The following is a 16,848-nucleotide window of genomic DNA, read 5'->3' on the forward strand; positions in this document are numbered from 1 at the left end:
CCCGAGCCTAGCGGGGGTCGGCGGCCGCGGCGGAGGTCGGGGCGGCGCGCACGGTGGTCGACGCCGTGATCGGCACGGGTTCGCCGCCGAGCTCGACCACGCGCGCCGCCGCGGGCGCGGGGCGCTCCATGCGCACGCAGACGATGCCGCCGAGGATCAGCAGGCCGCCGAGGATCTGCAGCGGGCCGAGCGCCTCGCCGATCAGGATCCAGCCGACGATGCCCGCGAACACGACCTCGGAGAGGCCGAGGAACGCCGCGAGTCGCGCGCCGAGCATGCGTATGGCGGCGAGGCCCGCCACGTACGCGAACGCGGTCGAGACCGCGCCGACCGTGAGGAGCGGCACCCACCACGGCGCCGTGCCGTTCAGGAACGGCACGTCGGTGAAGGTCGCCTCCATCGGAAGCAGGCCGACCAGCCCGGTGAGCGCGAGCGCGACGGCGCCGACGACGAAGCCGGCTGCGATGAGCGCCACCGGCGGCAGCTGCTCGGCGGCGCGCTCGCCGACCGCGTAGTAGACGCAGACGCCGATCATGGCGATGGCGGCGAAGATGAGGCCGATCGGGTCGAGCGAGCCCCCGCCGGGCCCGATGACGAGCACGAGCCCGGCGATCGCCAGTGCCGAGCCGGCGAGCACGATGCGCTGCGGCATCCGTCGCGTGCGGACCCAGGCGTAGAGCACGAGCGCGATGGGCGCGAGGTACTCGATGAGGAGCGTCGTCGACACGGGGATGCGCTCGAGCGACGCGTAGAACGCGAACTGCACGCCCGCGACGGCGACGAGGCCGAAGACGAGCACGGTCCAGCGCGCGCGCCAGAGCGGACGCAGGTCGAAGCGGAGCGCGATGAGGCCGGGCACCGCGAGCAGGACGGCCGCCACGGTGATGCGCGCGAGGACGGCGGCGCCCGGCGACCATCCGCTCTCGAGGAGCGGCTTCACGAACACGCCGCCGGCGCCGAACGCGAGCCCCGCCGCGAGACCGAGTGCGATGCCGATCAGGCCACGCGATGCGCGCACGGCTGCCTCCCCGGAATGTTCGTCGACTTCGGCGCTGTCATGGGCGAACGCCGTTATGCTGATGACAGTACCGGAGCCGGATGTCAGGAGTCAAATGATTTTCACCGATGACACGACCGCGGCGTTGAACTTCGTCGCGGCGCTCGCCGACACGGTGCCCGAGGCCTCCGAGTCCGGCGAGGACGAGCTCGCGACGACGGCACAGCTGAACGACCTGCTCGACGCGTGGATCTACTCCGGGCGCCGCGACGGCGACGAGCGCGAGCTCGCCGAGGTGGTCGCCGCGCGAGAGCGGCTGCGCGCGCTGTGGGCGCTCGACCGCGACGCCGCGGTGGTCGAGGTGAACGCGATCCTCGCCGAGTCGAGGGCGGTCCCCCGCCTGGTGCGGCACGACACGCTCGACTGGCACATCCACGCCACGTCGCTCGACGCCCCGCTCGCCGAGCGCATCCTCGTCGAGGCGGCGATGGCGCTCGTCGACGTCATCCGCGCCGACGAGACCGACCGCATGCGCGCGTGCGCGGCCGACGACTGCACGGGCATCTTCCTCGACCTCTCGAAGAACGGCTCCCGCCGGTTCTGCTCGACGCGGTGCGGCAACCGCATGGCCGTGCGGGCGTACCGGGCGCGCAGCACGGGGTAGGCCGCGTCGCGGCAGGCGACCCCGCGGCATCCGGCCCGCGGCATCCGAGCATGACGAAGGCCCCCGCCCATGCATGCACGGTGGGGGCCTTCGCAAGAAGTTCGCGGTATCAGCGAGAGCCGCGTCTGGAGAGACGCTTAGCGGCGCAGGCCGAGACGCTCGATGAGCGAGCGGTAGCGGTTGATGTCCACGTCGGCGAGGTAGCCGAGCAGACGACGACGCTGACCGACGAGGAGCAGCAGGCCACGACGCGAGTGGTGGTCGTGCTTGTGCTCCTTGAGGTGCTCCGTGAGGTCCTTGATGCGCTTGGTGAGCAGCGCGATCTGGACCTCGGGGGATCCAGTGTCACCGGGGTGCGTCGCGTACTCTTCGATGATCGCCTTCTTGACATCAGCTTCAAGTGCCATAGATGGGATCCCCTTTCTCCTCGTTGCGCGCTGCCCGGGGCCTTCTGCCTGGGCTCTCTTGATGCGCGGCCGTCATGACGGCAACCTGAAGAGTCTACCAGAGCGGATGCCGCACGGCGGACGGCCCCGTATCCGCCGCGTCCGCCGCGTTCGTCCCCCACTCTGGCGACTCCACGGCGTTCGCACGGCGGTGTAGCGTTCGCAACAGGTGGTCGAGGTGGCTCTGGACGACGCACGATCGGAGCTCGAGGCGCGAGTCTACTCCCGCGCCGGGGCCGACGAGCCGCGCGTCGAGCGCTTCGATCCCGAGACCGGGGTCACGCTGGTCGTCTCCGAGAGCGAGTGGATGCTGCTGCAGGCCGACCGGGCCATGCGCGCCGCCGCGGGCGAGGGCGTGCCGTCGCCTCTTTCGGTCGACCAACAGGCGGCCGCGGGCGGTGCGGGTGGTCCGGTCGGTCCGGACGGGCCGGGCGGGGCCGATATCCGGCCGGGCTCGACGAATGCCGCGCCGGCGCGGCGGCGGCGGCCCGCCACGGCGACGATCGTCGCTGCGGTCGTCGGGCTCGCCGCGGGCGCGGCCCTCGTCGCCGGCGGGCTCTGGGCCGTCCGCGCGGCGGGCCGGGCACCGGTGCTCGAGCTCGCGTTCACGCCCGCGCCCACGGCGTCGGAGATGCTCGCCGACGAGACGCTCTACAGCGCCCCGGCGATGGAGGTCTTCCGGGACCCGTCCCGCGACCCCGGCTCGCTGCCCACGTGGCTGCGGGAGGTCTTCCCCGATGCGCGGGTCGCGCGTCTCGTCGCGTCGGCCGACGGCCCGATCCCCGGCGTGAGCGTGTACGCGGCCACGACCGACTACACCACGGCATGCCTGATCGTGCGGCTCGACGCGAGCGGCATGGTGTGGAACTGCCGCCCGATCCGCGACGTGCTCGACGAGGGCATGCGCCTGCACGCGTCGATCCCGGCGAACCTCGGCACGGACGCCGACCTCGACGGCGACGGCATCTCGGGCGACACGTCGAGCACCGACCTGCTGACGGTCGACTGGCACGCCGACGGCACCTTCGACGTGCGGCGCACGCCGGGCTAGGAAGTCCGCCGCTCAGGCCGTCGTGTCGATGACGAGCTTGCCGTGCACCTCGCCGGCGCCGATGCGGCGCAGCGCCTCGGGCACCTCGGCCAGGGGCAGCACGGCATCGATCACCGGATGCACCTCGCCCGCCAGGACGCGGGCGTCGAGCTCCTCGAGGCCCTCGTTCGGCTTCGCCGCCAGCACCCGGTACGACCGCCCGTCGCGCCCGAGCCGCGAGCCGAAGGCGAAGGTCGTGAGGATGATGCCCATCCGACCACCGACGATGACGAACCGCCCGCCCGGTGCGAGCATCGCCTGGTAGTCGCGCAGGCGACGCTGGGCGACGAGCTCGATGATGACGTCGTAGCCGCCGTCGGGCGGCGCGGCCGCCGCGGCATCCGCGAGGTCGATCGCCTGCGTGGCGCCGAGGCCGGTCAGCATGGCGAGCTTGTCGGCGCGGTCGACCGCCGTGACGATCGCGCCGGCGCGGTGCGCGAGCTGCACGGCGAGCGTGCCCGCTCCCCCGCCCGCGCCGTTCACGAGCACGCGGTCGCCGACGGCGACCTCGGCGAGCGCGAGGCCCTGGACAGCGAGCCCGCCCGCCTGGGGCAGCGCCGCGGCGTCGACGAAGCCGATGCCGTCGGGGATGCGCCGGAACGCCGTCGCATCGGCGGCGACGAACTCGGCGAACCCGCCCCAGCCCGCGCCCGACAGGTCGCCGTGCACGCGGTCGCCGACGGCGAATCCCGTCGTGCCGTCGCCGACGGCGACCACCTCGCCCGCGACGTCGGCGCCGAGCACGCGCATTCGCGGCCGGAACGGGCCGCCCATGCGGGCGAACAGCGGCCGCCCGCGCAGCAGGTCCCAGTCCCACGAGTTCACGGCTGCCGCGTGCACGCGCACGAGCACCTGGCCCGGACCGGCCTCGGGGGTCGGCGCGTCGACGAGCCGCAGGCGCTCGGGGCCGCCGTACCGCTCGTACCGCACCGCCCGCATGCCGCGAGCCTATCGAGGCGGCCACGCCCTCGCGGCACGGGCCTGTCGCCTGTCTCTCGCGGAATACCGGCGACCTCGCGCCGGTTCCGATGCATGTGGATGTGATCGAGGTGGACGTCGCCGTGATCGGCGCGGGGCAGGCAGGACTCTCCGCCGCGCACCACCTGCGGCGCCGCGGCTTCGTGCCCGTGACGCGCGAGACGTCGGCCGACCGGACGTTCGTGGTCCTCGACGCGAACACGGCCCCCGGCGGTGCCTGGCAGCACCGGTGGGCCTCGCTGCGCATGGCCACCGTCAACGGCATCCACGAGCTGCCCGGGTTCCCGGTGCCGCCTGCCGACCCCGCCATGTCGAGCCGCGACGCGCTGCCGCCGTACTTCGCCGAGTACGAGCGGCGCTTCGACCTCGACGTGCAGCGTCCGGTCTCGGTGCGCGCGGTGCGCCGCGCCGACGACGACCCCGACGGGCGCCTCCTCGTCGAGACCGACCGGGGCACGTGGGCCGCGCGGTACGTCATCAACGCGACCGGCACCTGGACCCGCCCGTTCCGTCCGTACTACCCCGGCATCGAGCGCTTCCGCGGGCGACAGCTGCACGTGGCCGACTACGTCTCCACCGAGGAGTTCGCGGGCAAGCGCGTCGTCATCGTGGGCGCCGGCATCTCGGCCGTGCAGCTGCTCGACGAGATCTCGCACGTCGCCGAGACCGTCTGGATGACGCGGCGCGAGCCCGAGTGGGTGGAGGAGGACTTCGACCTCGCCGCCCGCAGCGCGGCGATCGCGGGCGTCGAGGAACGCGTCCGTCGGGGCCTGCCGCCGGGCAGCGTCATCGCCGTCACCGGGATGCACTGGACCCCGTGGGCGCGCGCCGCCCAGGCCCGGGGCGTGCTGGTGCGGCATCCGATGTTCGCGGCGATCGAGGAGGACGGCGTGCGCATGCCCGACGGCTCCTTCATCGAGGCCGACGTCATCCTCTGGGCGACCGGGTTCCGCCCGGCGCTCGACCATCTCGCGCCGCTCCGGCTGCGCACCCCCGAGGGCGGCTTCCGCGTCGCCGACACGCGATCGCTCGACGAACCGCGCCTGTTCCTCATCGGCTACGGGCCATCCCAGTCGACGGTCGGCGCGAACCGCGCCGGGCGCGCGGCGGTGCAGCAGATCGTGATGGCGGAGAAGACGCGCAGCGACGGAGTCGAAGCGGAAGTCGCCGCCTCCGCGGCCTGATTGCCGCCCCGCCCCGTCGGGAGCAGACTGGCGGCATGGCGTTCACGATGAAGCGCGTGTACGAGCCGGCCGAGGCATCCGACGGCTATCGGGTGCTCGTCGACCGCCTCTGGCCGCGCGGGGTGAAGAAGGAGCGCGCGGAGCTCGACGAGTGGGACAAGGACGTCGCACCCTCGCCCGAGCTGCGCACCGAGTGGCATCACCATCGCGAGCGGTTCGACGAGTTCGCGGCGCAGTACCGCGCGGAGCTCGACGCGAGTCCGGCCGCACAGGAGCTGCTCGAGACTGGCCGCGAGCACGATCGCGTGACCCTCGTGTTCGCCGCGCGCGATGAGCAGGTCAACCACGTGAGCGTGCTGCTCGAGTGGCTCGCGGCGCACGGGGCATCCGTCGAGTCGTAGGGGCGCGGATGCCGCGGGGCGGGGCTCTTGCAGGCGCTCGGGCGTCGGCGTAGCGTGCCGAGAAACCCGAGGAAGCGAGCAATCATCATGATCACCCATCGGCATGCTCGGACCGCGGCACTGACGCTCGCCGTCGCCGCCGCGATCACCTTCGCCGGCGCCGGCGCTGCCCAAGCCGCACCCGCCATCCCGCTGACCGGCGGACAGGAGTCGCCGAGGCCGAACAACTTCGGCGCGCACGGCTCGTTCAGTTACGAGATCGACGACGACCTCAACCAGTTCTGCTACACGCTCGTCGTGAACGGACTCTCCGCGCCGGCGACGGCCGCCCACGTGCACGTCGCCCCGCGCAACACCCCGGGTCCGGTCGTCATCCCGCTGGGCGTACCGAATGCGACCGACTTCTCGGTCAGCGGATGCACGACCGTCAACGACGAGGCGCTGCTCGACGCGATCGCGGCGAACCCGAGCGCCTATTACGTGAACGTGCACAACGCGAACAACATGCCCGGGGAGATCCGGGGGCAGCTGAAGTAGCGCCGGCCAGCGCCGCCGCCTCACGCCCTTCGCGTGGTCGGGATCGCGATTGACCGGGAGGTCGCCCCCAACGATGACCGACGACCGACGAAGCGACGACCGCGCCGGATACCCGCCGCCCGCGGTCACCGCCGCCGTGCTCGCGATCGCGGCCGTCGTGTTCGCCGTGGTCGCGGTCGTCATGATCGTCGAGACCTCGTCCCGCGCGTTCGCGTCGTACACGCCGCTCCAGGCCACCGTCGTCGACGAGCACAGCGAGCAGCTGATGGTCGCCGACCGGCGGGGGAACCGCACGGAGACCGTCCGCGTCGTGACGGTCGAACTCCCCGACGGCGCCCTCACCGACCTGCGCAGCGAGGACCTCGAGATCGGCTCGACGGCGACCGTCTACCTCGACGGGTCGGGCGCGGCGTACGAGACGCCGCCCGAGCCGCCGGGAGTGCTCGAGTGGGTGCTGTGCGCCGCGGCGGTGGCCGCATCGGTCGCGCTCGCGGTCTTGGCGGTGCGGAGCGCGCGGCGGGTGCGCGCGTCGACATAGTCTGCACTCGCGCGTGGAATGCGGCACATTGTTCGGATTTCGCACTTGACCTGCGGTTCGTGGCGTCCAAGCGATGTCGGTGGGTCCTGCTTGGATGGAACCATGCCAGCCAGCCTCGACCTCTCGCACGAAGCGGCGCTCGAGGCGGAGCTGGCGGCGATCTCCACGTTCGAGACGGCGATCCGACAGCTCCAGGCGGGGCAGTACCGGTGCATCCAGCGGGCTCGCGAGCTCGCGGCCGACGTCGAGCGCGTGACCGAATCGAGCAGTCCACGTGAGCGCGAGATGGCGAAGCGTTCCTTCGCCGCCGAGCTGGCGACGACGCTCGGCTGTCACGAGGCATCCGCTGCTCGTCTCGTCGGCGAGGCCGAGCGGCTCACCGGCCCGCGCCACGCGACGCTCGATGCATTGACGACCGGCGAGCTCGCGCTCACGCAGGTGCGGTCGGTGCTCGAACTCACGCAGGATCTTCCCGGCGAGATCGCCGATGCGGTCGAGCAGGTCGCCCTCGACGCGGCCTCCGCCGCGGCGACGGGGGGCATCGTGTCGACGAACGCCGAGGTGCGACGGCGAATGCGGCGCGTGCGCGAGCGACTGCATCCCGAGCCGCTGGCCGAACGACGAGAACGGGCCGCCGACGGTCGGCGCGTGTGCCTCGATCCCGCCCCCGACGGCATGGCGTGGCTGAGCCTGCACCTCGAGGCCGAGCGGGCCGTCGCGATCGACGCGCGCCTGACCTCGCTCACGGCGGGTCCTGGCGTGGCCGGCGACGTCCGCACGTCGCTGCAACGTGCGCTCGACATCGCGGCCGACCTGCTGCTGTGCGGCGTGCTCCCCGACGACGAAGGCGCGCGTCATACCGCCGCCGCAACCGGCATGGTGGTGCCGCGCATCAACGTGACCGTGCCGGTGCTCACCCTGCTCGGGCTCGACGACGAGCCCGCCGAGCTCGAGGGGTACGGCCCGATCGACCCCGAGACCGCCCGCCTGCTCACCGCGCACGCGCCATGGATGCGTCGCATCCTGGTGCACCCCGAGACCGGCGCCGTGTTGAGCTACGGGCGTGAGCGCTATCGCGTTCCGTCCGATCTCGCGGGGCTCGTGCGCTTCCGCGACGGGCAGTGCCGATTCCCGGGCTGCCCGCGGCCCGCCACGCACGCCGATCTCGACCACACGACGGCCTTCGCGCGCGGCGGCGCGACCTCCGCGACCAACCTCGCCGCGCTCTGCGAAGGCCACCATCACCTGAAGCACGAGAGCCGGTGGCGGGTGCTGCAGGAGCCCGGCGGCGTGATGCGCTGGACCTCCCCCGCGGGTCACGTGCTGCGAACGCTGCCCGAGCGGCCGTTCATTCCGGTGGGAGTCGGCGAGGGCGTCGCGCCACCAGGCTCCGACCCCGAGACCGGCGAAACCCCGATCGAGCCGCCGATCCCGCCCGACCCGCTCCGGTCCTTCGACGACGAGTGGCAGGCCATCCTCGATCGCTACGAGCCGGTGCCGTTCTGACACAGTGCGCGGTTCTGACGCAGTGCGCGGTTCTGACGAAGTGCGCCGTCTGACGCCGTGCGCCGAGTGCTCCGCAGGATCCGGCGCATCGCGGCATCCGCTCGCCCGTCGCGCCCGCTTCGCCCGCCTCGATCAGGACGGCACGAGCGGGAAGATCGCCGGCCAGCCGGTGTGCGCGTAGACGATGACGCAGAAGACGACCGCGTCGAAGATGAGGTGCACGACCAGCACGTACGTGAGCGACTTCGTGAGCTTGAACGTGTAGCCCTGGACCAGGGCGAACGGGATGGTCAGGAGCGGACCCCACGACTGGTAGCCGAGCTCCCACAGGAACGACACGAACACGACTGTCTGCAGCAGGTTCGCCTGCCAGGTCGGGAAGTGGCGTCGCAGCAGCGCGAACACCGTGCAGATGAAGAACAGCTCGTCCCACGTGCCCACCGCGTTGACGCCGACGAACAGGCGAGCGATCTCGTCGGGCTCCGTCACCGTCGGCCAGTTGTGGTACACGCCCGAAGTGATGAAGTAGAACGGCAGGACGAGCCAGCCGGTCACCGTCACCGCGACGAGGTAGATCCACTGGGTGCGGGTCCAGCGGCGGCCGGCGCGCCACGGGAAGCGGATGACCCGGTCGCCGTACCAGTACCGCGAGATCACGTAGGGCACGGCCACCGCGGCGCCGAGCACCACGGCGAAGCGCAGCATCGCGGGGTAGCTGATGTCGGCCTCGAGCGAGATCGTCGAGATGATCGCCTGCCCGAGCGCGATGAGGAAGAGGTCGGGCAGGAGCCGGCTCGTGCGCCCTGAGCGGTCGGTCAACCACGCCGCGACGAGGCCGGCGAGGAGCATCGCGTACCCGGCGAGCGGGAGCAGGAACCCGAACAGCAGCACCGCTGCGCCGCACACCAGCACCGCGGGCACGAGGCCGATCGGATGCGTGCGCACCTCGGTCGGGGCGGCGACGGGAGCGGCGGTCACTGTTCCAGCTTCGCAAGCGGTGTTTCCCGGGGCAAGTGGCGGCCCCGCGCCGCGGCGTGTCGCACGCGGCGAGTGCGGGCGCGCGTGTCGGCCCGACGTGGCACGATCGGGTGCATGACACGGATGCCCCGGCCCTACCCCCATCCGTCGGCCCACGCGGCCATCGTGCCGCCCTACCTGCTGGCGCGCATCGCACGAACCGACGATCCCGCCTATGCGGACGCCGCCGACGCCGCCCGGCGTTCGCTGCTCCGCGATGCGCCGCTGCGCGAGTTCCGCGTGGCCGGCGAGCTGCCGTCGTTCATGGGACCCGAGCGCCCCGTGCGCGACGAGCGACCCGCCGCGGCGCCCGGCACCGCACCGCAGCCCGACCGGCGCATCTCCGACGCGGAGGGCGACGACAAGCTGCCCGGCCGGCTCGTTCGCCGCGAGGGCCAGCCGCCGAGCGCCGACACCGCGGTGAACCAGGCGTACGACGGGCTCGGCGACACCTTCGAGATGTTCGCGCGCGTCTTCGCCCGTGACTCGATCGACGACGCCGGCATGCCGCTCGAGGCGACCGTGCACTACGGCGACCGCTACGACAACGCCTTCTGGGACGGCGAGCGCATGGTGTTCGGCGACGGCGACGGCGACGTGTTCCGCGGCTTCACTGAGTCGATCAGCGTCATCGGGCACGAGCTCGCGCACGGCGTCACCGAGCGCACCGCCCGCCTGCGCTACCAGGGCCAGTCGGGCGCGCTCAACGAGCACGTCTCCGACGTGTTCGGCGCGCTCGTCGAGCAGTACGCGATGGGGCAGGATGCCGCGTCCGCGACGTGGCTCATCGGCGAGGGCGTGTTCACCGACGCCGTCGAGGGTCGCGCCATCCGCTCCATGAAGGAGCCCGGCACCGCGTACGACGACGACGTGCTCGGACGCGACCCCCAACCCGACCACTTCGATCGATACATCGAGACCGACGAGGACAACGGCGGGGTGCACCTCAACTCGGGCATCCCCAACCGCGCCTTCGCGCTCGCGGCCATCGAGCTCGGCGGCTTCGCGTGGGAGACGGTGGGTCGTATCTGGTACGACGTGCTCACGTCGGGTCGGCTGGAGCCCGACACCGACTTCGCGACGTTCGCGACCGAGACGGTTCGCGCGGCGCGCGAGCGCTACGGGCGCACCTCGCGCGAGGCGCGGGCCGTCGCGAACGGGTGGGAGAGCGTCGGCATCGAGGTGCCGCCCACGTCGTGACCCGCACGGCAGTGTCGGCTTCACGGCCGGGTCGGCTCGGCGGCGCCGGGAGTACGATCGCGGCATGGACGTCATCGTGTCGCGGAGCGGCGGCCTGGCGGGCCTGCGGCTCACGTGGGAGGTGCGCGTCGACGAGCAGCCCGACGCCGACGACTGGTACCTCCTCATCGAGGAGATCCCCTGGAGCCAGCCCCCGCCCGTGCCGCCCGAGCCCGACCGCTTCGTCTACCGGATCCGATGCGCGCCGCACGAGGCGACGCTCGCCGAGCGCCAGCTCACCGGGCCGTGGCGGAAGCTGGTCGACCGGGTGCAGGAGACGACGGAGCCGGAGCGGAGAGCCGCACCACGCCGAGCGCGATGAGGCCCTGCGCGGCGAGGTAGGTCGACATCACCGTGAGGTCGTGCAGCGCGAACTCGTAGCCCGGCAGGAACCGCCCGAGGGCGAGCACCGAATCGGACACGACGAACAGCGCACCGCCGAGCGCGATGACCCCGCCGATCCCGCCGGCGAGCGCCGCCATCGCGCCGAGCACGAGCCCGTAGATCGCGACGGGCACGAACAGCACGCCGAGGTCGGGTCCGAGCAGCGCGAGGAACGCGGCGTACCAGGCGACGTAGACGAGCGTCCACACGGGCAGGCGCCGACCGCGCGGACGCAGCCGGAGGAACAGCGCGATGTACGCCCCGTGCCCGAGGAGGAACAGGCACAGCCCGACGACGAAGAGCAGCTGGCCCGGGAACGACAGTGCGACGTCGCCGCCCCACGACAGCGCGATCGCCAGGAGCAGGAGGCCGATCGTCCGGCCGCGCAGCGGCCGGGCGACCATGACCACCGCGAGCGCGAGCAGCGGCATCAGGAGCGCCTTCGTCGCGGTGACCGCCCACGCGGGCCCGGTGGAGAGGAGGACGAGGTGCACCGCCGACAGCACGAGGTAGGGCAGGAAGGCCGGCAGGAGCCGGCGGCGGTCGCCGGAATCGGGGCGGGAATCGGTCACGTCGTCGTGCCTCTCGGGGTCGGGTCCCCCCGATCGTAACGGGCGTCGGCCGGGCAGTTGCGCCGAGGCCCGCCACGAGCCGCGCCGGGCATGGCGGAGGCCGGCGGGAACGTCGCCCGCCGGCCTCCGCCCGGTTCGCTGGAGCTCAGCTCACGCCGAGCAGGTCGATCACGAAGATCAGGGTCTTGCCGCTCAGCTGGTGGCCGCCGCCCGCGGGGCCGTAGGCCTTCTGCGGGGGCACGATGAGCTGGCGACGACCGCCGACCCGCATCCCCGGGATGCCCTCCTGCCAGCCGGCGATGAGGGCCTGCAGCGGGAAGTTGATGGACTGCCCGCGGCTCCACGACGAGTCGAACTCGTCGCCGGTGTCGTACTCGACGCCGAGGTAGTGCACATCGACGGTCGAGCCCGGGGTGGCCTCGGGGCCGTCGCCGACGACGATGTCCTCGATGACGAGCTCGACGGGGGCCGGGCCCTCGGGGGCGTCGACCTCGGGCTTGCTGTTGGTGTCAGTCATGCGTTCCATCCAACTGGAGACGGCCGTCGCGGACAACCGTCCACCCTCCTCTTGCGCTGACTGCGAACAGCCTGCACGCTGGAATCCGGAGAACTCGTCGCCCGGTAGAGATGTCGGCATTGCCACACCACAAGGCGGCGAGTTTCCTTGTGCACGGGGGCCATCAGCGATCCATGAGCCGGGAGCGGATCAGGAAGCGCACGCCCTCCGGCGCCTCGACCGAGAACCCGCTTCCCCGGACGGGCACGACGTCCACGACGAGGTACGTGTGCCGCCAGTGGCGAACTGCTCGGCGCTCATCCAGAACGGCGCCACCCGGGGTCCGTCGGCGTCGGGCCCGAGGTCGAGCTCGCCGAGGAGCACGTCGGCGTCGCCGGTGAGGAACTCCCCCGCGGGGTAGCACATCGGGGCGCTGCCGTCGCAGCATCCGCCCGACTGGTGGAACATGAGGGGCCGTGCTTCGCCCAGAGCCGGTCGAGGAGCATCGCCGCCGCGGGTGACAGCTCCACCCGCGGCGACGACTCCCCACCGATCGTGACGGACGCGACGACCCCGTGGGCCAGGCGTGCCAGGGACATCGGTCCGCTCCGATCAGAAGAACCCGAGCGGGTTCTCGCTGTAGCTGACGAGGAGGTTCTTCGTCTGCTGGTAGTGGTCGAGGGCCTGCTTGTTGTTCTCGCGGCCGATGCCCGAGGACTTGTAGCCGCCGAACGCCGCGCCCGCAGGGTACGCGTGGTAGTTGTTCACCCACACGCGACCGGCCTGGATGTCGCGGCCGGCGCGGTACGCCTCGTTGCCGTTGCGGCTCCAGACGCCGGCGCCGAGCCCGTAGAGCGTGTCGTTCGCGATCGAGATCGCGTCGTCGTAGTCGCGGAAGCTCGTGACCGCGACGACCGGCCCGAAGATCTCCTCCTGGAAGAGCCGCATGCGGTTCTGGCCCTCGAAGATCGTCGGCGCGACGTAGTAGCCCTCGCTGAGGTCGCCGCCGAGGTCGACGCGCTCGCCGCCGAGCAGCAGCTTCGCGCCCTCCTGCTTGCCGATGTCGATGTAGCTCAGGATCTTCTCGAGCTGGTCGTTCGAGGCCTGCGCGCCGACCTGCGTCTCGGTGTCGAGCGGGTTGCCCTGCTTCGCCAGCTTGGTGCGCTCGATCGCGTCGTCGAGGAAGGTGTCGTAGATCGACTTCTGGATCAGCGAGCGGCTCGGGCAGGTGCAGACCTCGCCCTGGTTGAACGCGAACAGGCTGAAGCCCTCGAGCGCCTTGTCGTAGAACGAGTCGCGGCGGTCGGCGACCGACTCGAACACGATGTTCGGGCTCTTGCCGCCGAGCTCCACGGTCGACGGGATGATGTTGTTCGACGCGTACTGCAGGATGAGCCGGCCGGTCGTCGTCTCGCCCGTGAACGCGATCTTGCGGATGCGGTTCGACGACGCGAGCGGCTTGCCGGCCTCGACGCCGAAGCCGTTCACGACGTTGAGGACGCCGGCCGGAAGCAGGTCGGCGATGAGCTCGACGAGCACGAGGATCGACGTCGGCGTCTGCTCGGCCGGCTTCAGCACGACGGCGTTGCCCGCGGCGAGCGCCGGCGCGAGCTTCCACACGGCCATCAGCAGCGGGAAGTTCCACGGGATGATCTGCCCGACCACGCCGAGCGGCTCCTGGAAGTGGTACGCGACGGTGTCCTCGTCGAGCTGCGTGAAGCTGCCCTCCTGCGCCCGGATGAGGCTCGCGAAGTAGCGGAAGTGGTCGCTCGCGAGCGGCAGGTCGGCGTTCAGCGGCTCCCGCACGGACTTGCCGTTGTCCCACGTCTCGGCCACCGCGAGCAGTTCGCGGTGCCGGTCGATGCGGTCGGCGATGGCGTTCAGGATGCCGGCGCGATGCGCGGCGCTCGTGCGGCCCCACGCGGGCGCGGCCTTGTGCGCGGCATCCAGTGCCGCGTCGATGTCCGCGGCCGTGCCGCGGGCGACCTCGGTGAACGGCTTGCCGTTCACGGGCGAGATGTTCTCGAAGTAGGCGCCCTCGGCGGGCTTCACCCACTCGCCGCCGATGAAGTGCTCGTAGCGCGGCTTGAACTCGATCAGTGCGCCGGTGGTGCCGGGCGCGGCGTACACGGTCATCGTGTCTCCTCGACGTCGTCGTCTGTGCCCGAAGCGGGCGCTGCCACGCTAGGCGCGCGCGGGTTGCCGCCCCGTTGCCCCAGGGTTGCAAGGACGTTGCAACGGGCTCAGCGCAATGCGGCCTCGATGCGCTCGAGGTGCGCGACGACCGAGGCACGTCGCGGCGAGCGCGGCGGCAGCACCTCGAGGAGCGCCCGCCAGACCTCGGCGTCGTAGCGGCACTCGTCGCGCTCGGCGTAGGCGGCGAGCACCTCGGGCGAGGCATCCGACAGCATCGACTCGCGCAGTCGTCCGGCGAGCTCGTCCCGCAGCTCGACGATGCCGGGCGCCGTCGAGGCGGGCAGCACGGGGCCCGCGTAGCGCTCGGCGGCGCGCTTCAGCGAACCCTGCGCGAGCAGCTTCGCCACGGATGCCGCGTCGAGGTCGACCTCGCGTCCGAGGCGGTAGGGACGCGACTCGAGCGGCGGCTCCCCCGCGCCCTCGAGCACGCGACGGAGACGCACGAGCTCGGCGCGGAGCGTGACGGGTGACGCCTCGCTCTCGTAGACGAGGCTCGCGAGACGCTCGGCGCCGAGGCCGCGCGGATGCCACGCCAGGAGCGTGAGGATCTCGGCGTGCCGCGGGCTCAGCTCCACGGCGCCGAGGCGCGGACGACGCTCGCCGAGCACCGTGAGCGGCGTGCGCGTCGGACGCGGTGCCGGCACGGCGGTCATGCGCGAGCGGCGCAGCGTCGCGCGTACGGTGGACTCGAGGCTCGCGATCCGCAGCTCCGCCTCGACGGCGGCGACCGTCGCCTGCACGAGCGAGAGGGTGTGCGGCGCGACGGCGTGGTCGGTGCCCGTGATGTCGATGACGCCGAGGATCTCGCCGCTGGCCGGGTCGTGCACCGGCGCCGCGGTGCAGCTCCACGGGTGCACGATCCGGTTGTAGTGCTCGGCGCCTCGGATCTGCACGGCGCGGTCGAGCTGCAGGGCCGTGCCCGGCGCGCTCGTGCCGACGCTCGCCTCCGACCAGTCCGCGCCGGCGATGAACAGCATGTCCTCGGCGCGTCGGCGGAGTCCGGGGTCGCCCTCGACCCAGAGCAGCCGACCGTGCTCGTCGCCCACTGCGACCACGAGGCCCGCATCGTCGGCGCCGTCGACGAGCAGCCGACGGATGACGGGCAGCACGGGCGCGAGCGCGTGCGAGGCGCGGTACTCGCGGAACTCGTCCTCGTCGAGGTCGACGCGCGGGAGCGCATGGTCGGGGTCGATCTGCCCGCGGAGGGCCCGCTCCCAGGACTCGCGCACGACGGGGCGGAGGGTGGGCGGCACGGTGCCCGTGGCGATCGCCGTCTCCTGGGCGCGCAGCAGACGGTCGCGCAGGTCGTGCAGGTCGTAGCCCTGCGGATGCCGCGGCACGGGCATGCCGTCTCCGATCGCCGTCGATTCCGGATGCCGTCATCCTAGTCGCGGCACCCGGGCGGCATCGGGGCGCGCGGTCAGCGCAGCAGCGCCGCGCGATCCGCCATGACGGCGCGCAGGAGAGCATCCTCGTCGACCGACGAGCGGAGCCCCGACCGCCCGGTGACGAGCCGCTGGCGCGTGAACGCCAGGTGCGTGGCATCCGTGATCAACCGCCGCATCTCGGCGGTGCGCGGCGGCGTCTGCCGCCTCGCCCACGCCCGCGCCTGCCGCCGCCCTGCCGGCGTGGCGAGCATCTGCACCTCGGCCGGGCTGAACCAGCCGGCCGCGCCGTACTCGGCGAGTCGTGTGCGCGTGACCCTGACCTCCTCGCGCCGGAGGAACACGGTCACGAGGATGAAGCCGATGAAGATCGGCACCTGCACGGTGAAGTAGAGGCCGATCGCGTCGTCGGCGAACGCGAGCGAGCCGTTCCAGAGCGCGTGCAGCAGGATCGCGCCGGTCAGGCCGAGGAGGAACCAGCCGATCACGCCCGCGCCGCCGCCGCGTCGGGCGCCGATGCCGATGGCGATGCCCGTGCAGGCGGTGAACAGCACGTGCGCGAACGGCGAGAAGATGCCGCGAACCACGAAGGTCGCGCCGAGCTCCTCCGCGCCGCCCTCGATGAGCGCGGCTCCGAAGTAGAGGATGTTCTCGGTGAACGCGAACCCGGCGGCGACCGTCGCGCCGTAGACGAGCCCGTCGACCGGACCGTCGAAGTGCGACCGCGAGAAGGCGAAGATGAGCAGCACGCCGATGCCCTTCGCCGTCTCCTCGACGATGGGCGCCTGCACGACGGCCTGCATCGCCTCGTCGAGCGTCGCGCCCGACTCGGCGTACGCGACGGCGAGCTGGATGCCGAGGTCGACGACGAGGGCGAAGGCGACCGAGACGGCGGCGCCCCAGAGGAACGCGAACCACAGCGCCCACCGCGGCTCGGGCTCCCAGCGGTCGACCCACCGGATGGTCAGCAGGACGACCGCGAGCGGCAGCAGCGCGAGCGCCGCGCCGAGTGCGACGGTCGGCACCCCGAGCGCGAGGGCGAGGTAGCCGACCACGAGCAGCCCGACCGACCCGGCGATCACGATGCCGGTGACGGCGAACGCGATGCCCCCGCTGCGCCCCTTGGGCGGCGGCGCGGACCACAGCGGCGGCGCGGGCGACGGGTTCGGCGGCGGAGGCTGCAGCGGCACGGTGCTCACTCGCGCAGCATATCGAGCG

At 72.5% G+C, this 16,848-nt stretch carries 18 protein-coding genes and 1 pseudogene; 9 read left to right on the forward strand and 10 right to left on the reverse strand.

Going from position 1 to position 16,848, the window contains the following annotated elements:
* Window positions 1–7 precede the first annotated feature (7 nt).
* Window positions 8–1,018 carry an EamA family transporter gene (locus ACWGO8_RS00540; protein WP_452041222.1) on the reverse strand — a complete coding sequence of 337 codons (1,011 nt, stop codon included), beginning with the start codon at window positions 1,016–1,018 and terminating at the stop codon, window positions 8–10.
* Between the two features lie 94 nt (window positions 1,019–1,112).
* Here ACWGO8_RS00540 and ACWGO8_RS00545 point away from each other — a divergent pair, with 94 nt between their 5' ends.
* Window positions 1,113–1,661: a CGNR zinc finger domain-containing protein gene (locus tag ACWGO8_RS00545; protein ID WP_452041223.1), complete on the forward strand. Its 549-nt coding sequence runs from the start codon at window positions 1,113–1,115 to the stop codon at window positions 1,659–1,661.
* Between the two features lie 137 nt (window positions 1,662–1,798).
* Here ACWGO8_RS00545 and rpsO read toward each other — a convergent pair whose 3' ends face one another.
* Window positions 1,799–2,068, reverse strand: coding sequence for a 30S ribosomal protein S15 (gene rpsO / locus ACWGO8_RS00550; RefSeq protein WP_130351110.1), 270 nt, complete (start codon window positions 2,066–2,068; stop codon window positions 1,799–1,801).
* 217 nt (window positions 2,069–2,285) lie between these two features.
* Here rpsO and ACWGO8_RS00555 point away from each other — a divergent pair, with 217 nt between their 5' ends.
* Window positions 2,286–3,158, forward strand: a complete 873-nt coding sequence (locus tag ACWGO8_RS00555) for a hypothetical protein (RefSeq protein WP_452041224.1) — start codon at window positions 2,286–2,288, stop codon at window positions 3,156–3,158.
* A 12-nt stretch (window positions 3,159–3,170) separates the two neighbouring features.
* Here ACWGO8_RS00555 and ACWGO8_RS00560 read toward each other — a convergent pair whose 3' ends face one another.
* The gene (locus ACWGO8_RS00560; RefSeq protein ID WP_452041225.1) at window positions 3,171–4,136 is read right to left on the reverse strand and encodes an NAD(P)-dependent alcohol dehydrogenase; all 966 of its coding nucleotides are present in this window, start codon (window positions 4,134–4,136) and stop codon (window positions 3,171–3,173) included.
* A gap of 89 nt (window positions 4,137–4,225) precedes the next feature.
* Between ACWGO8_RS00560 and ACWGO8_RS00565 the strand changes: the two genes are divergently transcribed.
* The 5 genes from ACWGO8_RS00565 (at window position 4,226) to ACWGO8_RS00585 (ending at window position 8,341) form a co-directional block, all read left to right on the forward strand.
* Entirely contained in the window at window positions 4,226–5,359 is a 1,134-nt protein-coding gene (locus ACWGO8_RS00565; protein WP_452041226.1) for an NAD(P)-binding domain-containing protein, read from the forward strand.
* Window positions 5,360–5,394: 35 nt separating this feature from the next.
* Complete coding sequence (locus ACWGO8_RS00570) at window positions 5,395–5,760, forward strand: DUF488 domain-containing protein (protein WP_452041227.1); 366 nt, start codon at window positions 5,395–5,397, stop codon at window positions 5,758–5,760.
* An 87-nt stretch (window positions 5,761–5,847) separates the two neighbouring features.
* Window positions 5,848–6,297: a CHRD domain-containing protein gene (locus tag ACWGO8_RS00575; RefSeq protein ID WP_452041228.1), complete on the forward strand. Its 450-nt coding sequence runs from the start codon at window positions 5,848–5,850 to the stop codon at window positions 6,295–6,297.
* A gap of 73 nt (window positions 6,298–6,370) precedes the next feature.
* Complete coding sequence (locus tag ACWGO8_RS00580; protein WP_452041229.1) at window positions 6,371–6,835, forward strand: hypothetical protein; 465 nt, start codon at window positions 6,371–6,373, stop codon at window positions 6,833–6,835.
* Window positions 6,836–6,937: 102 nt separating this feature from the next.
* On the forward strand, window positions 6,938–8,341 hold the full coding sequence (locus ACWGO8_RS00585; RefSeq protein ID WP_452041230.1) for a DUF222 domain-containing protein: 1,404 nt from the start codon (window positions 6,938–6,940) through the stop codon (window positions 8,339–8,341).
* Window positions 8,342–8,473: 132 nt separating this feature from the next.
* On the opposite strand, the gene ACWGO8_RS00590 is transcribed toward ACWGO8_RS00585, so the two are convergent.
* The gene (locus tag ACWGO8_RS00590; protein ID WP_452041231.1) at window positions 8,474–9,319 is read right to left on the reverse strand and encodes a CPBP family glutamic-type intramembrane protease; all 846 of its coding nucleotides are present in this window, start codon (window positions 9,317–9,319) and stop codon (window positions 8,474–8,476) included.
* A 114-nt stretch (window positions 9,320–9,433) separates the two neighbouring features.
* Between ACWGO8_RS00590 and ACWGO8_RS00595 the strand changes: the two genes are divergently transcribed.
* Both ACWGO8_RS00595 and ACWGO8_RS00600 read left to right on the forward strand, forming a co-directional pair.
* Window positions 9,434–10,558 carry a M4 family metallopeptidase gene (locus ACWGO8_RS00595; protein ID WP_452041232.1) on the forward strand — a complete coding sequence of 375 codons (1,125 nt, stop codon included), beginning with the start codon at window positions 9,434–9,436 and terminating at the stop codon, window positions 10,556–10,558.
* 64 nt (window positions 10,559–10,622) lie between these two features.
* On the forward strand, window positions 10,623–10,919 hold the full coding sequence (locus tag ACWGO8_RS00600) for a protealysin inhibitor emfourin (RefSeq protein WP_376956983.1): 297 nt from the start codon (window positions 10,623–10,625) through the stop codon (window positions 10,917–10,919).
* On the opposite strand, the gene ACWGO8_RS00605 is transcribed toward ACWGO8_RS00600, so the two are convergent.
* The 6 genes and pseudogenes from ACWGO8_RS00605 to ACWGO8_RS00630 all read right to left on the reverse strand — a co-directional run bounded on the left by ACWGO8_RS00605 (window position 10,834) and on the right by ACWGO8_RS00630 (window position 16,829).
* On the reverse strand, window positions 10,834–11,553 hold the full coding sequence (locus tag ACWGO8_RS00605; protein WP_452041233.1) for a lysoplasmalogenase: 720 nt from the start codon (window positions 11,551–11,553) through the stop codon (window positions 10,834–10,836). The genes ACWGO8_RS00600 and ACWGO8_RS00605 overlap by 86 nt on opposite strands.
* A gap of 145 nt (window positions 11,554–11,698) precedes the next feature.
* On the reverse strand, window positions 11,699–12,070 hold the full coding sequence (locus tag ACWGO8_RS00610; RefSeq protein ID WP_376956987.1) for an FKBP-type peptidyl-prolyl cis-trans isomerase: 372 nt from the start codon (window positions 12,068–12,070) through the stop codon (window positions 11,699–11,701).
* 163 nt (window positions 12,071–12,233) lie between these two features.
* Window positions 12,234–12,648 (reverse strand): annotated as a pseudogene (locus ACWGO8_RS00615) (DUF779 domain-containing protein).
* A 13-nt stretch (window positions 12,649–12,661) separates the two neighbouring features.
* A complete protein-coding gene (gene exaC / locus ACWGO8_RS00620; protein ID WP_452041234.1) occupies window positions 12,662–14,185 on the reverse strand; it encodes an acetaldehyde dehydrogenase ExaC in 1,524 nt (507 codons plus the stop codon).
* Between the two features lie 107 nt (window positions 14,186–14,292).
* Window positions 14,293–15,591, reverse strand: coding sequence for a GAF domain-containing protein (locus ACWGO8_RS00625; protein ID WP_452041235.1), 1,299 nt, complete (start codon window positions 15,589–15,591; stop codon window positions 14,293–14,295).
* A gap of 74 nt (window positions 15,592–15,665) precedes the next feature.
* Complete coding sequence (locus ACWGO8_RS00630) at window positions 15,666–16,829, reverse strand: PrsW family intramembrane metalloprotease (protein ID WP_452041236.1); 1,164 nt, start codon at window positions 16,827–16,829, stop codon at window positions 15,666–15,668.
* Between the last annotated feature and the right edge of the window lie 19 nt (window positions 16,830–16,848).

Source organism: Agromyces sp. NPDC055661, from assembly GCF_053618135.1.

Coding starts and splice junctions, on each gene's coding strand:
- ACWGO8_RS00545 (WP_452041223.1), top strand. CDS start 1,113: ATGATTTTCACCGATGACACGACCGCGGCGTTGAACTTCGTCGCGGCG.
- rpsO (WP_130351110.1), bottom strand. CDS start 2,068: ATGGCACTTGAAGCTGATGTCAAGAAGGCGATCATCGAAGAGTACGCG.
- ACWGO8_RS00560 (WP_452041225.1), bottom strand. CDS start 4,136: ATGCGGGCGGTGCGGTACGAGCGGTACGGCGGCCCCGAGCGCCTGCGG.
- ACWGO8_RS00565 (WP_452041226.1), top strand. CDS start 4,226: ATGCATGTGGATGTGATCGAGGTGGACGTCGCCGTGATCGGCGCGGGG.
- ACWGO8_RS00570 (WP_452041227.1), top strand. CDS start 5,395: ATGGCGTTCACGATGAAGCGCGTGTACGAGCCGGCCGAGGCATCCGAC.
- ACWGO8_RS00575 (WP_452041228.1), top strand. CDS start 5,848: ATGATCACCCATCGGCATGCTCGGACCGCGGCACTGACGCTCGCCGTC.
- ACWGO8_RS00580 (WP_452041229.1), top strand. CDS start 6,371: ATGACCGACGACCGACGAAGCGACGACCGCGCCGGATACCCGCCGCCC.
- ACWGO8_RS00585 (WP_452041230.1), top strand. CDS start 6,938: ATGCCAGCCAGCCTCGACCTCTCGCACGAAGCGGCGCTCGAGGCGGAG.
- ACWGO8_RS00595 (WP_452041232.1), top strand. CDS start 9,434: ATGACACGGATGCCCCGGCCCTACCCCCATCCGTCGGCCCACGCGGCC.
- ACWGO8_RS00600 (WP_376956983.1), top strand. CDS start 10,623: ATGGACGTCATCGTGTCGCGGAGCGGCGGCCTGGCGGGCCTGCGGCTC.
- ACWGO8_RS00610 (WP_376956987.1), bottom strand. CDS start 12,070: ATGACTGACACCAACAGCAAGCCCGAGGTCGACGCCCCCGAGGGCCCG.
- exaC (WP_452041234.1), bottom strand. CDS start 14,185: ATGACCGTGTACGCCGCGCCCGGCACCACCGGCGCACTGATCGAGTTC.
- ACWGO8_RS00625 (WP_452041235.1), bottom strand. CDS start 15,591: ATGCCCGTGCCGCGGCATCCGCAGGGCTACGACCTGCACGACCTGCGC.